This window comes from Azospirillum sp. 11R-A (assembly GCF_049472615.1).
Taxonomy (GTDB): Bacteria; Pseudomonadota; Alphaproteobacteria; order Azospirillales; family Azospirillaceae; genus Azospirillum; species Azospirillum palustre.
This window is the reverse complement of record NZ_JBCEBL010000053.1, coordinates 1-14,377: the sequence shown is the minus strand read 5'-3', so window position 1 is coordinate 14,377 and position 14,377 is coordinate 1. Positions and strand designations below refer to the sequence as shown.

Annotated in this window: 13 protein-coding genes and 3 pseudogenes; 13 read left to right on the top strand and 3 right to left on the bottom strand. The window is 69.2% G+C overall.

Annotation, left to right across the window (positions count from 1 at the left end; genetic code table 11):
- The 3 genes and pseudogenes from VH569_RS34525 to tauA all read right to left on the bottom strand — a co-directional run.
- Positions 1 to 386, bottom strand: a pseudogene (locus tag VH569_RS34525) (taurine transporter subunit); the annotation flags it as partial.
- Positions 383 to 1,186 carry a taurine ABC transporter ATP-binding protein gene (locus VH569_RS34520; RefSeq protein WP_423321704.1) on the bottom strand — a complete coding sequence of 268 codons (804 nt, stop codon included), beginning with the start codon at positions 1,184 to 1,186 and terminating at the stop codon, positions 383 to 385. The pseudogene VH569_RS34525 and the gene VH569_RS34520, both read right to left, overlap by 4 nt.
- A 41-nt stretch (positions 1,187 to 1,227) precedes the next feature.
- Entirely contained in the window at positions 1,228 to 2,244 is a 1,017-nt protein-coding gene (gene tauA, locus VH569_RS34515; RefSeq protein ID WP_423321702.1) for a taurine ABC transporter substrate-binding protein, read from the bottom strand.
- Between the two features lie 405 nt (positions 2,245 to 2,649).
- Here tauA and VH569_RS34510 point away from each other — a divergent pair, with 405 nt between their 5' ends.
- From VH569_RS34510 to VH569_RS34450, 13 genes and pseudogenes are all read left to right on the top strand, one after another.
- Positions 2,650 to 2,859, top strand: coding sequence for a hypothetical protein (locus VH569_RS34510; protein ID WP_423321701.1), 210 nt, complete (start codon positions 2,650 to 2,652; stop codon positions 2,857 to 2,859).
- On the top strand, positions 2,774 to 4,237 hold the full coding sequence (locus VH569_RS34505) for a phenylacetate--CoA ligase family protein (RefSeq protein ID WP_423321705.1): 1,464 nt from the start codon (positions 2,774 to 2,776) through the stop codon (positions 4,235 to 4,237). Before VH569_RS34510 ends, VH569_RS34505 begins: the two co-directional genes overlap by 86 nt.
- A 27-nt stretch (positions 4,238 to 4,264) precedes the next feature.
- Positions 4,265 to 4,900 (top strand): annotated as a pseudogene (locus VH569_RS34500) (malonic semialdehyde reductase).
- 49 nt (positions 4,901 to 4,949) lie between these two features.
- The gene (locus tag VH569_RS34495) at positions 4,950 to 6,002 is read left to right on the top strand and encodes an ABC transporter permease (protein ID WP_423321699.1); all 1,053 of its coding nucleotides are present in this window, start codon (positions 4,950 to 4,952) and stop codon (positions 6,000 to 6,002) included.
- Positions 5,996 to 6,791: pseudogene (locus VH569_RS34490) on the top strand (ABC transporter ATP-binding protein). Before VH569_RS34495 ends, VH569_RS34490 begins: the two are co-directional and overlap by 7 nt.
- Positions 6,792 to 6,803: 12 nt before the next feature.
- Positions 6,804 to 7,442: a cysteine dioxygenase gene (locus tag VH569_RS34485; protein ID WP_423321698.1), complete on the top strand. Its 639-nt coding sequence runs from the start codon at positions 6,804 to 6,806 to the stop codon at positions 7,440 to 7,442.
- A gap of 15 nt (positions 7,443 to 7,457) precedes the next feature.
- Complete coding sequence (locus VH569_RS34480; protein ID WP_423321696.1) at positions 7,458 to 9,089, top strand: rhodanese-like domain-containing protein; 1,632 nt, start codon at positions 7,458 to 7,460, stop codon at positions 9,087 to 9,089.
- Positions 9,090 to 9,109: 20 nt separating this feature from the next.
- The gene (locus VH569_RS34475) at positions 9,110 to 10,159 is read left to right on the top strand and encodes an ABC transporter substrate-binding protein (RefSeq protein WP_423321695.1); all 1,050 of its coding nucleotides are present in this window, start codon (positions 9,110 to 9,112) and stop codon (positions 10,157 to 10,159) included.
- Positions 10,160 to 10,168: 9 nt separating this feature from the next.
- The gene (locus VH569_RS34470) at positions 10,169 to 11,047 is read left to right on the top strand and encodes a TauD/TfdA dioxygenase family protein (RefSeq protein ID WP_423321693.1); all 879 of its coding nucleotides are present in this window, start codon (positions 10,169 to 10,171) and stop codon (positions 11,045 to 11,047) included.
- Between the two features lie 9 nt (positions 11,048 to 11,056).
- The gene (locus VH569_RS34465) at positions 11,057 to 12,049 is read left to right on the top strand and encodes an ABC transporter substrate-binding protein (protein ID WP_423321691.1); all 993 of its coding nucleotides are present in this window, start codon (positions 11,057 to 11,059) and stop codon (positions 12,047 to 12,049) included.
- Positions 12,050 to 12,079: 30 nt separating this feature from the next.
- The gene (locus VH569_RS34460; protein WP_423321689.1) at positions 12,080 to 12,985 is read left to right on the top strand and encodes a LysR substrate-binding domain-containing protein; all 906 of its coding nucleotides are present in this window, start codon (positions 12,080 to 12,082) and stop codon (positions 12,983 to 12,985) included.
- Positions 12,986 to 13,115: 130 nt separating this feature from the next.
- Positions 13,116 to 13,943, top strand: coding sequence for an ABC transporter permease subunit (locus tag VH569_RS34455; protein WP_423321687.1), 828 nt, complete (start codon positions 13,116 to 13,118; stop codon positions 13,941 to 13,943).
- 6 nt (positions 13,944 to 13,949) lie between these two features.
- Positions 13,950 to 14,377 (top strand): ATP-binding cassette domain-containing protein (locus tag VH569_RS34450; protein WP_423321685.1); only part of this gene is annotated, 428 nt, incomplete at its 3' end.

Sequence of the window (14,377 nt, the reverse complement as noted above, 5' to 3'; positions counted from 1 at the left end):
TCGATGGGCGTGTCGAACACGCCCTTGGCCCAGCGGTTCAGCCCCATCGCCAGCCCCAGCGGAATGCCGAGCGAGGCGGCGATGACGGCGGCGGAGAAGATGCGGAACAGGCTGGCCGACACATGCTCCCACAGGGTGGCGCCGGCATAGCCGTCCTCGAAGATCGCCAGGAACTGGGTCGCCACCTCCTGCGGGGTCGGCAGGAACAGCGGCGGCACCAGCCGGTAATGGGTCACCAGGAACCACGCCGCCAGCAGCAGCAGGGCGGTGGCGAGGCTGATCGGGCCGGTGCGGGCACCGTCCAGCCCGAAGGGGTGCAGCCGGACGATCTTCGGCCGGTCCGCCGGATCGGAGGCGCTGCTTCCGGGACGAGCGATATCGGTCATTGCAGCACCGTCCGGCGAGACTCCGCCTCGACATGCGGGCGATGCACCAGGGACCGGATCTCGTCATAGAGGTCGGCAAATTCCGGGGCCGACAGGATGGCGCGCACGTCACGCTCGGCGGCGAAACGGCGGACGAAATCCAGATCGAAACGAGCGACGATCCGGCCCGGCCGCGGCGACATCACCACCACAGTGGTGCCGAGGAACAGCGCCTCCTCGATGGAATGGGTGATGAAGAAGATGCGCTTGCCGGTGCGCGCCCAGACATCGATCAGCAATTCCTGCATCTGCTCGCGGGTCAGGCTGTCGAGCGCGCCGAACGGCTCGTCCATCAGCAGGATCTTCGGGTCGGTCGCCAGCGCGCGGGCGATGCCGACGCGCTGGCGCATGCCACCGGACAGCTCGTGCGGGAAAGCGTCGGCGAAGCTTTCCAGCCCGACCAGCCCCAGCAGCTCCTCCGCCCGCTCGCGCCGCTCCCTGGCGGGAACCCCGGCGAAGCGCAGGCCGAGCGCCACATTGTCGGCGACGCTGTTCCAGGGCAGAAAGGTGTCCTTCTGGAACACCACGCCGCGGTCGGCGCCGGGGCTGGCGACCGGCTGGCCGTCCAGCGTGATCGATCCCTCCGACAGGGGCAGGAAGCCGGCGATGGCGTTCAGCAGCGTCGACTTCCCGCAGCCCGATGCCCCCAGCGCCACGACGATGCTGTTGGCGTCGATGTCGAGCAACGCGCGGTCCAGCGCATGCACCACCCGGCCGTCGCGGGCGGAAAAGAAGACGCTGGCGTTGCGGACCTGGAGCATGGGCGCTCTCCCGTCTGCGGTTGGCTTGGCGGGCGGCTGGTTTAGCGGACGTCCTTGACGTAATCGGCGGTGACGAAGCCGCCGTAGCTGGGCAGCACGGTGGTGATCTTCTTCTGCTCCTTCAGGAACTCCGCCGTATCCTTCAGGATCTTAGCGGCACCGCTTCCCTCGCCGCCGGCCAGCCAGGCGGTGGAGGCCTGCACCTCCGCCGGGACCAGCGACAGGTTGGTCAGCGCCGACGCCTGATCGGAGGGCGTGCCGCCCAGCAGCTTCGCCAGCGTCTTCGCATTCTCGGAATCCGGCCCCCAGGCTGCCTTGTCGTTGCGGAAGGAGGTGCTGTAGCGCTCGATGGTGCCGGCGAAGCCCTTGAGGAAGGCGGGATTGTCCTTGGCGAAGGCGGCGGTCGCCACCCAGGCGCTGAAGGTCGGGGCGCCGCGGTCGGCCACCTCGCGCGAGGTCAGCAGCACCCTGCCGGTCTTCTTCAACTCGGTCAGGGCGGGATCCCAGACGAAGGCGCCGTCCAGATCGCCGCGGTTCCAGGCGGCAACGATGTCCGGCTGCGGGATGGCGAAGACCTGGGCGTCGCGTTCCGTCAGCTTCTCCTGCTTCAGCACGGCGAGCAGCTGGTAATGGTCGGTGGAGACCGGGGCGGCGGCCAGCTTCTTGCCCTTCAGGTCCGACGGCTTTTCGATGCCGGAACCGTTGCGCACCACCAGCGCCTCGTCGGTGCCGGAGATGGTCGCGAGGTGGAAGGCCTTCACGTCCAGCCCGCGGCTGACCGCGGCAGCGAAGGGGCTGGAGCCGACATAGCCGACCTGCACGTCGCCCGAGGCGATGGCGGCGAAGATCTCGGCACCTGAATTGAATTTGCGGAAGTCGATCTCGGTGCCGGTCGCCTTGGCGAAATCGCCGTTGGCGATGGCGACCGAGGAGGGCAGCGCATCGGTCTGATAGCCGACCACGACCTTGCCGGACGCGGCTTCGGCGATGGTGGAGGCGGCAAAGGGAACGACCGCCGCCAGCGCGGCAGAGAGGAGGGTGGGCAGAGTGGGCTTCATCGTCGTTTCCCCCGTCACGGTGTGAATGCCGGCCTGCGAGTGCCGGAAATCCGAATGCCCGTGAACCTTAAGGCGACGCTCGCGCCGTTGTCACCATAAAATCTACATCTCTACAGGGAAATAGTTTATTAAAACAAAATTTAACTGTTTAATAGAGTTGGCGGGGCATACCGGATCGGGCGGAACGCTGGATTCTCCCACCATCGGCTGGCCAAGAGCGGTAACGATTCCGCTGAAAATATCGGTCGATACGAAGCTGACGCTTGACCTCGGCGTTTTTTCCCATTTTCCTATAGACAATAAGATATTTAAACAGGCTTTGTCTGTTATATCCGGTAGCCGATGGGAAGCGCCACGCCCTCCAAGCCGCCTGACCCCAAACCATCTGACCTAAGGAGTTCCGCCATGCAGGGTTTGAGTGATTTCGACCGGATGGTGATGGCGTCCCTCTGCCCCTCGGGCACGCTGGTTCTGCCGCTTCTGCCGCCTGACGGACATATGGCAGATCCGGCGGAAGGACTCCGCGGCGATGAGCTTCCGGACCGTGGCCTGCTTCCGCTCGGCCTCGGCATCGTCTCCGCCATTCTCCTGGCATCGCTGGCGGCGCTGGCCTGATCCGGCCGGCAGCCGCTGCCAAACTCTCGAAGGACAAGAAAAAGTGGCGGTTCAGGACCATGACGCATACTGGCAGCCCGGTCTGGAAACCCAGAGCCGTGCCGACTGGCGGCAATTGCAGCTCGACCTGTTGAAGGACCATCTGCAGCACGCTTACGAAGGCTCGCCCTACTACCGCGCCGCCTTCGACGCGCAGGGGGTGTCGCCGGGAGACCTGCACACGCTGGACGACCTACGGCGTTTCCCGTTTCTGGACAAGGCGACCATCCGCGACCGCCAGACCGCGGTGCCGCCCTTCGGCGATCTGGTCGCCGTGCCGGAACGGGAGATCGTCTACATCTCCGCGTCCAGCGGATCGACCGGGGTGCCGACCGCCTCGCCCTTCACCGCCAAGGATTTCGAGGAATGGATCGACTATGAGGCGCGGCAGTTCTGGTCGAGCGGCCTGCGCCCAACCGACCGTTACGCCCATGCGCTGAACTTCTCGCTGTTCGTCGGCGGCCCCTGCGTGCTGGGCGCGCAGAAGCTGGGGGCGCTCAGCATCCATGCCGGCACCCTGCCGTCGGAACGGCTGCTGGCGGTGCTGAACCAGTTCARGGCGACGGCGCTGTGGACGACGCCGTCCTACGCCTGGCATCTCGGCGAGACCGCCCAGCGCGAGGGCATCGACCCKGCCCGCGATCTCGCCGTCCGCCGCCTGTTCGTGGCGGGCGAGCCCGGCGGCTCGATCCCSGARACGCGCGARCGGATCGAGGCGCTGTGGGGGGCSGAGGTCTACGAYTATTACGGCCTGTCCGACATCTTCGGCTCCTGCGCCGGCATGTGCGTGGAGAAGGACGGGCTGCACTGGGCCGAGGACCATATCCTGGTCGAGGTGCTGGAYCCCGARACGCTSGAACCGGTGGCGGAGGGMGMGCGCGGCGAGCTGGTGCTGACCACCCTGCGCAAGCGCGCSCGYCCGATCRTCCGCTTCCGCACCGGCGACRTSGTGTCGGTGACGACGGAGCCCTGCSGCTGCGGCCGCACCTCCCTRCGGCTGAAGGGCGTGCATGGRCGGCTCGACGACATGCTGATCGTCAAGGGCGTCAACCTGTTCCCCGGCGACGTGGARGYGGTGGTGCGCCAGGACCCGGCGCTGACCGGCGARTACCGGCTGGTGCTCGACCGGRTCGAGCGGCTGGACCGCCTGACGGTMGAGGCGGARCACACCCAGGGCTTCAACGGCGATCTGGARGAGYTGCGGGGCCGGCTGCGYCGYCARYTGAAGGCCGCCACCGGCGTCGGGGCRGAGGTCGCCCTGCTCGCCCCCGGCACGCTGCCCCGTGCCGTCCACAARGCCAAGCGAATCGACGACCGCCGCMAGCRCGTCTGGTCGTRACCCAATCCCCYGACGGAGMCMGCYSCCATGCCGGACACCCATMWTCCCGTCRCCGAACRGCWRCCCGMCGACATYGCKCCCGAACACATNNNYSMGSYRGCMGCCGACCGCCTGTTCCTCAACGCCCGCACGCCGCARAGCTGGTCCGACCGGCCGGTCCCGGTGGARACGCTSCAYCGCCTCTACGAWCTGRTCCGGCTGGCGCCGACCGCCTTCAACGGCAGCCCGGCGCGCTTCGTCTTCCTGACCACGCCGGAGGCGAAGGAGCGGCTGCGGCCGGCMTTGAGCCGCGGCAACCAGTCCAAGCTGGYGGCCGGCGCCATCGCCATCGTCGCYTATGACCGCCGCTTCTTCGAACATCTGCCGCTGCTRAGCCCGCATTACGATCCCTCGCSGATGTTYGTCGACGAGCCGTCGCTGGCCGARACCACGGCCTTCCGCAACGGSWSSCTCCAGGCCGGYTACCTGATCCTRGCCGCCCGGCTGCTGGGKCTGGATGCCGGSCCGATGTCCGGCTTCGATGCCGAAGCGGTGGATGCGGARTTCTTCGCCGACGGCCGGCTGCGCACSAACCTGCTGGTGGCKCTGGGCCATGCCGACGGCCCGCCRTCGCGCCCGCGCGCRCCGMGGCTGGACGCGTCGAAGGCGGTGGTGATCCTYTGAGYCCAACGCCGTARCGGCCGGCAAATCCCGGCCGAACGGGAGATCGATCATGAGCGTGAACGACACGGCCGCCGCCYTGCCGGCGGCCAACGGCGGAGCCTTGCCAATCGGCGGCGGCCTSCCGTCCAACCTYCTCCTGCGYTTTTCCGCCGCCGCCCTRCTRTGGTTCGCCGCCTCCGGMGTGACGGCCCTGTGGCCCGACGCCGCCGATGCCCAGGAGTGGGAGCGGACCGGCGAGTTCGCCAGCCTGCTGGTGGTCGCCGCCGGTCTTCTGGTGCTGGCCGCCCTGCTGGCCGCGGCGATCCGCCCGGCGCCGCGCRGCCGGCTGGAATCCGCYATYGSCAGCCTGTCGGCGTCSGTTCCCTGGCTGATCGCCCTGGCGCTGGGCGTCACCGGCTGGGAAATCCTGACCGCCAAGCTCAATCTGCTGCCGCGGCCCTTCTTCGTCCCGCCGCAGGCGCTGCTGGAGGTCTATCTCGACGACTGGCCGCGGCTGCTCGACTGCTTCGCCGCKTCGCTGAGGCTGCTGGTCACCGGCTATGCSGTSGGTTCGRTMCTKGGYGTGGTGACSGGKGTCGCCATCGGCTGGTCGCGCGCRGTCGGCTATTGGGTSCATCCGGTTCTRCGGCTGATCGGCCCGCTGCCGGCCACCGCSTGGCTGCCCATCGCCTTCTTCGCCTTTCCGACCAGCTGGAGCGCCAGCGTCTTCCTGATCGCGCTCGCCAGCGGCGTGCCGGTGACCGTCCTCACCTGGTCCGGCGTGGCCGGGGTCAACAGCGCCTATTACGACATCGCCCGCACGCTGGGCGCCTCCCCGCGCTTCCTGGTGCTGAAGGTCGCCGTTCCGGCGGCGATGCCSCATGTCTTCGTCGGGCTGTTCATGGGGCTGGGYGCMTCCTTCGCCGTYCTGGTGGTGGCGGAGATGCTGGGCGTGAAGTCCGGGGTCGGCTGGTACCTGCAATGGKCCCAGGGCTGGGCCGCCTACGGCAACATGTACGCGGCCCTGCTGGTGATGGCGCTGCTCTGCTCCGGTCTGGTGACGCTGCTGTTCCGCGTCCGCGACCGCCTGCTCGCCTGGCAGAAGGGAATGCTCAAATGGTAGCGCTCGAAAACACCGACACYSMMGCYRTGRYSGCYGGCATGACCATCGACGTKCAGGCGGTCAGCCACAGCTTCGAMCTGCATGGCGCGCCGCTGCCSGTGCTGGACGRGGTGGAGCTGCGGGTSGAGCCGGGCGARYTGGTCGCYCTGCTGGGGCCGAGCGGCTGCGGMAAGTCCACCCTGCTGCGGCTGGTCGCCGGGCTGGAACCGCCCAGCCGCGGCAGCATCMTGGCCGACGGTCGTCCCATCGACGGTCCCGACCCGTCSCGCGTCGTCGTSTTCCAGGACCCGACGCTCTATCCCTGGCGMACCGTGCGCGACAATGTCGCYCTSGGRCTGGAGGCGCGCGGCCTGCTGCGCTCNCMAGGGNCAYCGGATCGACAAGGCKCTGGCGCTSGTCGGGCTGRCCGGCTTCGAGAAGGCCTATCCGCACCAGCTSTCGGGCGGCATGGCCCAGCGCGCGGCGCTGGCCCGYGCCCTGGTCAACGACCCSCGCCTGCTGATCCTCGACGAACCKCTGGGCAAGCTRGACAGCCTGACCCGCCTCGCCATGCAGAGCGAGCTGGTCGAKCTGTGGCGCAGTTCGGGCTTCACCGGCCTGCTGGTCACCCACGACATCGAAGAGGCGCTGTTCATGGCGACCCGCGTGATCGTGTTCAGCGGCCGCCCGGCCCGCATCAAGGCCGACCTRCCCATCGACCGYCCCTATCCCCGCCACCGCGGCGATCCSGTYCTGACCGRGCTTCGCCACCGCATTCTCGAACTGCTCGGCCTTGCCGAGACCTGGTGAGGACACCCGACCATGCCCGACAGCCTCCCACCCGATACCGCCAYCCCSAAYCTYCMSCGYCTGCGSGGYTTCATCGCCGACTTCACCCGGCTGRTGGAGCGGCATGGCGACGACGARSCSGCCGYGCTCGATGCYGGCCGCGYCCTGCTGGCCGGGYTGATCGCCGWCGACGACTGGCTGCCCGACGCTTATGCCCAGCCCGACCCGGTGCATTACCGCCAGTATCTGCTGCATTGCGACCCGTACGAGCGCTTCTCCGTCGTCAGCTTCGTCTGGGGACCGGGGCAGCGGACGCCGATCCACGACCACACCGTCTGGGGCCTCGTCGGCATCCTGCGCGGAGCGGAACGGTCGCAACGCTACGACCTCCAGCCGCAGGGCGGCCCGCCCGTCGCCTCTCCGCCCGAAATCCTGAAGGCCGGGTCGGTCGAGGCGGTGTCGCCCCGCATCGGCGATGTCCATGCCATCTCCAACGCGCTGGCTGACCGGCCGTCCATCAGCATCCATGTCTATGGTGGCAACATCGGCGCCATCCGGCGGTCGGTGTTCGACCCGCTGACCGGCCAGCGCAAGCCCTTCATCTCCGGCTACGCCAACAGCGCCCTGCCCAACCTGTGGGACCGCTCGCAGCCCGTCCCCCACGCCGCCTGAGGATCCGTCACCGCCATGACCGCAGCAGTCACCGCAACCGCCCCGCTCGCCACCCGCAGCCCCGCCGACATCCGCCGCGCCTGGATCGAGCGCGACGAGATCGCCCTGCTCGACGCGCGGGAGGAAGGCCCCTATTCGCTGTCCCACCCGCTGTTCGCCGTCTCCGTCCCGCTGAGCCGCGTCGAGCTGCTGGCTTACGACCTGCTGCCGCGGCGCGACGTGCCGATCACCGTCTATGACGATGGCGAGGGCTATGCCGAGCCGGCCGCCCGCCGGCTCCAGGCGCTGGGCTACAGCGACGTGACCCTGCTGGAAGGTGGGCTGGCCGGCTGGATCGCCGCCGGCTTCGAGGTCTACCGGGACGTGAACGTGCCCAGCAAGGCCTTCGGCGAGTGGGTCGAGCACCATCGCCACACCCCCTCGCTGCCGGCGGCGGAGGTCAAGGCGCTGATCGACGCCAAGGCCGATCTGGTCATCCTCGACGCCCGCCGTTTCGAGGAATACCGCACCATGTCGATCCCCGGCGGCGTCAGCGTGCCGGGCGCCGAACTGGTCAAGCGCGTCCACGACATCGCCCCCAACCCCGAGACGCTGGTGGTCGTCAACTGCGCCGGCCGCACGCGGTCGATCATCGGCACCCAGTCCCTGGTGAATGCCGGCATCCCGAACAGGGTCGCCGCCCTGCGCAACGGCACCATCGGCTGGACGCTGGCCGGGCTGACGCTGGACAGCGGGCGCGAGGGCCGCTTTCCGGAGGTCTCGGCGGAGGGCGACGCCGCCGGCCGCCGGGCGGCACGGGCGGTCGCCGACCGGGCCGGCGTCGGCCGGATCGACGCGAAGACGCTGGACCGCTTCCGCGGCGACGAGCGCCGGACGCTCCATCTCTTCGACGTGCGTACGCCGGATGAGTACGAGGCCGGCCATCTGCCGGGCTTCCGCCATGCCGCCGGCGGCCAGCTGGTCCAGGCGACCGACGAATATGTCGGGGTGCGCGGCGCCCGCATCGTCCTCGCCGACGATCCCGCCGGCGGCGGCGGTCCGCGCGCCGACATGACCGCCTCCTGGCTGTCGCAGCTGGGCTGGGAGGTCCATGTGCTGGAGGGCGATGTGTCCGAGCTGGGCAGCGAGAGCGGCCCTGACCGCCGCCGCCTGCCGCCGGAACCGGAGGTGGGGGCCGAAACCATCGCGCCGCGCGACCTGCTGGCCCTGCTGGAAAATGGCGAAGCGGCGGTGATCGACATCACCCGCAGCCCGCGCTACCGCGCCGGCCACATCCCGGGGGCGTATTTCTCCACCCGCGCCCGGCTGGCCGGCACCATCGCGCTTCTGCCCAAGGGGATCCGGCCGGTGCTGACCTGCGGCGACGGCACGCTGACCCGTTATGCAGTCGCCGATTTCGCCCTTTCCCATTTGTCTGGCGGGCAGCGTCCGCTTCTGCTGGCGGGCGGCACCAAGGGCTGGGTCGCCGCCGGACTGCCGCTCAGCACCGACCTCGGCCGGCTGGGGGGTGAGCCCGACGACGTCTACAAGCGCCCCTACGAGGGCACCGACAACAGCGCCGCCGCCATGCAGGGCTACATCGACTGGGAGCTTGAACTGGTCGATCAGCTGAAGCGCGACGGCGCCCACAATTTCCACGTCATCTGACGCATCGGATGGGACAGCTCATGACCAAGCCCTTTTCCATCCGGCGGCGGACCCTGCTGGGCACCGCGCTGCTTCTCGCCACCGGGGTTGCGGCCTCGATGCCGCAGGTGGCACGGGCGGAGGCGACCGAGGTGCGCTTCGCCCGCAATCTCGGCCTCGGCTATCTGCCGCTCTATGTCATGCAGGACAAGGGGCTGGTGGAACAGCAGGCGCGCGCCGCCGGGCTGGGGGAGGTGAAGGCCAGCTACACCCCGCTCGGCAACCCGACGACGATCACCGAGGCGACCCTGTCCGGCAACGCCGATTTCGGCGCGGCCGGCGTGCCGGCCTTCATCATCGCCTGGGATAAAACGAGGGGGGATAAAGCGAGGGGGAACGCCAACCTGCGCGGGCTGGCGGCACTGAACGCCCAGCCGGCTTATCTCAACACCAACCGGCCCGAGGTGAAGAGCCTCAAGGACTTCACCGACAAGGACCGTATCGTCGTGCCGTCGGTCCGCGCCTCCTATCAGGCCATCGTCCTCCAAATCGCGGCGGAGAAGACCTTCGGCCCCGGCCAGCATGCGAAGCTGGATCCCCAGACCGTCTCGCTGGCACATCCCGACGGCACCGCCGCCCTGCTGTCCGGCAAGACGGAGATCACCGCCCATTTCACCAGCCCGCCTTTCCAGGACCAGCAGCTGCGCGATCCCAAGATCCACAAGGTGCTGAGCAGCTACGACGTGCTGGGCGGTCCCGCCTCCTTCAGCGCGCTGTGGACCTCCACCGCCTTCCACGACGCCAACCCGAAGCTGACCAAGGCGGTGCTGACGGCGCTCGAGGAATCGGTCGCACTGATCAAGGCCGACCCGCAGGACGCGGCGCGCGCCTACATCCGCATCGAGAACTCCAAGCTCGGCGTCGGGGAGGTGGCGGCGATGATCGCGCATCCGGAGATCTCCTACGATCTCACCCCGCGCGGCATCGGCATTTTCACCGACTTCATGGCGCGCATCGGTTCGATCCGCAACCGGCCGGCCGACTGGCGCGACCTGTTCTTCGCCGACATCCACGACCGCACCGGCAGCTGAGGTTCCGCCATGCCCCAAACGGAGTTCGCCGTCCATCCGGTCTCGCCCACGCTGGGCGCGGAAATCCGCGGCCTCGATCTGTCGCAACCGCTCCGCCCGGCGACGGCATCGGCCCTGGCCGAGGCGCTGGACCGCCATCTGGTGCTGGTCTTCCGCGGTCAGACCCTGTCGGATGCCGACCTCGTGCGCGTTTCCGGCCATTTCGGTCCACTCGACAAGGCGCCGATCACCGAGAACGGGCGGCTGCACGCGCCGGGCCATGAGGAGGTCTACGTCATCTCCAACATCACGGAGAATGGCCGGCCCATCGGCGCGCTGGGCGCGGGAGAGTCGGTGTGGCATGCCGACATGACCTATCTGGAGACCCCTCCCTTTGCCAGCAGCCTCTATGCGCTGGAGGTGCCGGCGGAGGGCGGCGACACCGGCTTCCTCAGCATGGTCGCCGCCTATGACGCCTTGCCGGAGGCGCTGAAACGGCGGGTGGAGGGTCTGTCGATCAAGCATGACAGCACCACCAACAGCGGCGGCTATCTGCGTCAGGGTTTCGCCCAGCCGGCCGATGTCGCCACCTCGCCCGGCACGGTGCATCCGCTGGTCATCGCCCACCCGGTGACGGGCGCCAGGGCGTTGCTGCTGGGCCGCCGTCCCCATGCCCACATCCCCGGCCTGTCCGTGGCGGAGAGCGAGGCCCTGCTGGATGAAATCTGGGCGGCGGCGGTACGGCCGGAGCTTGCCTGGCACCACCGCTGGCGGGTCGGCGATCTGGTGATGTGGGACAACCGCTGGACCATGCATCGCCGCGACCCTTTCCCCGACGACCAGCGCCGCCGCATGCACCGCACCCAGATCGCTGTGCCGGCCCGCGCTCCAGAAAACGCCGCCACTTAGGAGGTCCTCATGACCCTGTCACAGCATCCCATTTCGACCTCCCTCACCCGTCGCCATGCCCTCGGCCTCGGTGTCGGCGCGCTGGCCGCCGGGCTCGCGCCCCTGCGGCCGGCGAATGCTGCCATTCCCGCCGGCACCGTGCTGAAGGTCGGCGACCAGAAGGGCGGCGTGCAGTCGGTGATCGAGGCGGCTGGGCTTCTGGCCGACCTGCCCTACCGCATCGAATGGAGCCAGTTCCCGGCCGCCGCCCCCCTGCTGGAGGCACTGAATGCCGGCGCCATCGAGGTCGGCTATGCCGGCGACGCGCCGACCACCTTCGCGCTGGCCGCCGGCACCTCGGCCAAGATCATCGGCGCGGTGCGTTCCAACCCGCAGAGCACCACCATCCTGGTGCCGGGCTCTTCCCCCATCCACAGCGTCGCCGACCTGAAGGGCAAGACCATCGGCACCGGGCGCGGCTCCATCGGCCATTACCTCGTGCTGGCGGCGCTGAAGGCGAACGGGCTGAAGCCGGACGACGTGAAGATCGCCTTCCTGCTGCCGTCGGATGCCAAATCGGCGCTGGCCGCCGGCTCCATCGACGCCTGGTCGACCTGGGGCATCTATGTCTCGCAGGCGCTGCTGGTGGACGGCGCCCGCGCGGTCGTCACCGGTACCGGGCTGATGAGCGGCCTGTCCTATCAATCCGCAACGCTGGAGGCGATATCCACCAAGCGCGAGGCGCTGACCGACCTGATCCGCCGCTTCGCCGCCGCCCGGCTATGGGCGCTGGAGAACAGCGACGCCTACGCCGGCATCTGGGCCAGGACGGTCGGCGTCGACCCCGCCATCGCCCGCCACACCTTCGGCGTCGAGCGGGCGCGTCCGGTCGCCATCGACGCCTCGGTCATCGCCGACCAGCAGGCGACCTCCGACGTCTGGCGCGAGTTCGGCATCATTCCCAAGCGGCTGGACGCGGCGGCGATCTTCGATCCCGGCTTCAACAGCGCGCTGCCGGCCTGACGGCGGCGAACCGCAGGAAGGCGATGCGGGATGGCGATGCTTCCGACCAACCTCGACATGGATGTGCTGCGGGCGCTGGTGATCGCCATGGAGCATGGCGGTTTCGCCCGCGCCGCAGAACGGCTGGGCCGGACCCAGTCGGCGATCAGCCTCCAGATGAAGAAGCTGGAGGAGCAGGTCGGCCAGCCGCTGTTCCGCAAGGCCGGCCGCACGGTGGCGCTGACCGATGCCGGCGACCTGCTGCTGGGCTATGCCCGCCGCATCGTCGCGCTCAACGACGAGGCGCTGTCGGCGGCCCGCGGCCGGGCGATGGACGGCACCGTCCGGGTCGGCTTTCCCCAGGATCTGGCGGAACGCTGGCTGCCATCCGTGCTCGGCTCCTTCCACCGCGCCCATCCCCGCATCCATGTCGAGGCCCAGGTCGGCCGCGGGCGGGAGCTGCGCGAGCGGGTGGCGCAAGGGGCGCTCGATCTCGCCCTGGCCTTCGGCGAGATCGGCGGCGAGTCCGCAAAGACGACGACCGGGGCGGCCACCCTGGCCCATCTGCCGGTGGCCTGGGTCGCACCGGACGGCTTTCGCGCCGACCGGGAAAGCCCCTTGCCGCTGGCCCTGCTCGACGCGCCCTGCATGTTCCGCCAGCACGGCATCGAACGGCTGGACGGCGGCGGGCGCCCGTGGCGCATCACCTTCACCAGCCCCAGCCTGTCCGGCCTGTGGGCGGCGGTGGAGGCCGGGCTGGGCGTCACCATCCGCACCCCCCTCGGCCTGCCCGACACGCTGGTGCCCCTCGAGCCGCATCATGACCTGCCGGAACTGGGCTCGGTCCCGCTGGAACTGCATCGCGCGCCGTCCGCCGCCAATCCGGCGGTCGACCGTCTGCACGGGATTCTGGCGGACTCGCTGGCCGCGGTCCTGCGCGATGCGGGCGCACAGTAACAACACAAAAAATCTACGTTACTTAAGTTTTTCTCAACAGTGCGGTTTGTGTTTTTTGTTTTTCCTATTCACGCAATAGGAATAGGCTTTCTCCCGTAGCCACCGCAATCGAACGGCCTCGGGAGGGATCATGACGGCAGCCACCGCGACCCAACGGACGGAAACCCGATCCCGGAGATGGACGCGTCCGGCAGGGACGCTTCCGGCGGGTCTGCGCCGCTGTGCGGTGCCGCTGGCTCTGCTGGTCCTTTGGCAGGCCAGCGTCGGGCTGGGCTGGATTTCCACCCGCACCATCCCCTCACCCAGCCAGATCCTGACCGCCTTCTGGGATCTGACGGTCAGCGGCGAACTGGCGGTGCATCTGCTGGTCTCGCTCGGCCGGGTCAGTGCCGGGCTCGCCATCGGCGTTTCGGCCGGCACCGTCTGCGCGCTGATCGCCGGCCTGTCGCGGCGGGGCGAGGATGCGCTGGACGCGCTGCTGCAAATGCTGCGCACCCTGCCCCATCTGGCGCTGGTGCCGCTGTTCATCCTGTGGTTCGGCATCGGCGAGACGCCGAAGATCGCGCTCGTCGCACTCGGCACCGCCTTCCCGATCTACCTGAACCTGTTCGTCGGCATCCGCACCGTCGACGCCAAGGTGGTGGAGGCGGTCTCCACCCTCGGGCTGACCCGGTGGGAGATGATCGCCCGGGTTATCCTGCCTGGCGCCCTGCCCGCCTTCCTGACCGGGTTGCGCTATGCGCTCGGCGTGGCGTGGCTCAGCCTCGTGGTGGGCGAACAGATCAACGCCTCCAGCGGCATCGGTTATCTGGCGATGACGGCGCGGGAGTTCCTGCGCACCGACGTGATCATCGTCGCCCTGATCGTCTACGCCATCCTCGGCCTGCTCGCCGACCTGATCGTCCGCGTCATCGAACGCAGGGCGCTGGTCTGGCGCCCGGCCTTTATCAAGGAGTGACCCTCCATGAGCCACGCCCTTTCCCGCATCCCCGCCTCCCAATCCACGATTGGCCACTCCACGACTGACCAGTCCGCAATCGGCAAGCCAGTCGTCAGCGTCCGCGGCCTCGTCCGCAATTTCGGCAACGGCAATGTGCTGGACGGCCTGTCGCTCGACCTTCAGCCGGGCTCCTTCACCGCGCTGCTCGGCCGCTCCGGCTGCGGCAAGTCCACGCTGCTGCGCACCCTGGCCAAGCTGGACCCGGCGCCGGAAGGCAGCGTGCAGCTGCCGGAAGAGCGCGCCGTGGTGTTCCAGGAGCCGCGGCTGGTGCCCTGGATGCGGGTGCTGCGCAACGTCACGCTGGGCCTGCGCCGTCCGGATGCCGAAGCCCGCGGCCTCGCGGCCCTGGCGGAGGTCGGGTTGTCCCATCGTGCCCGTGCCTGGCCGCTGAC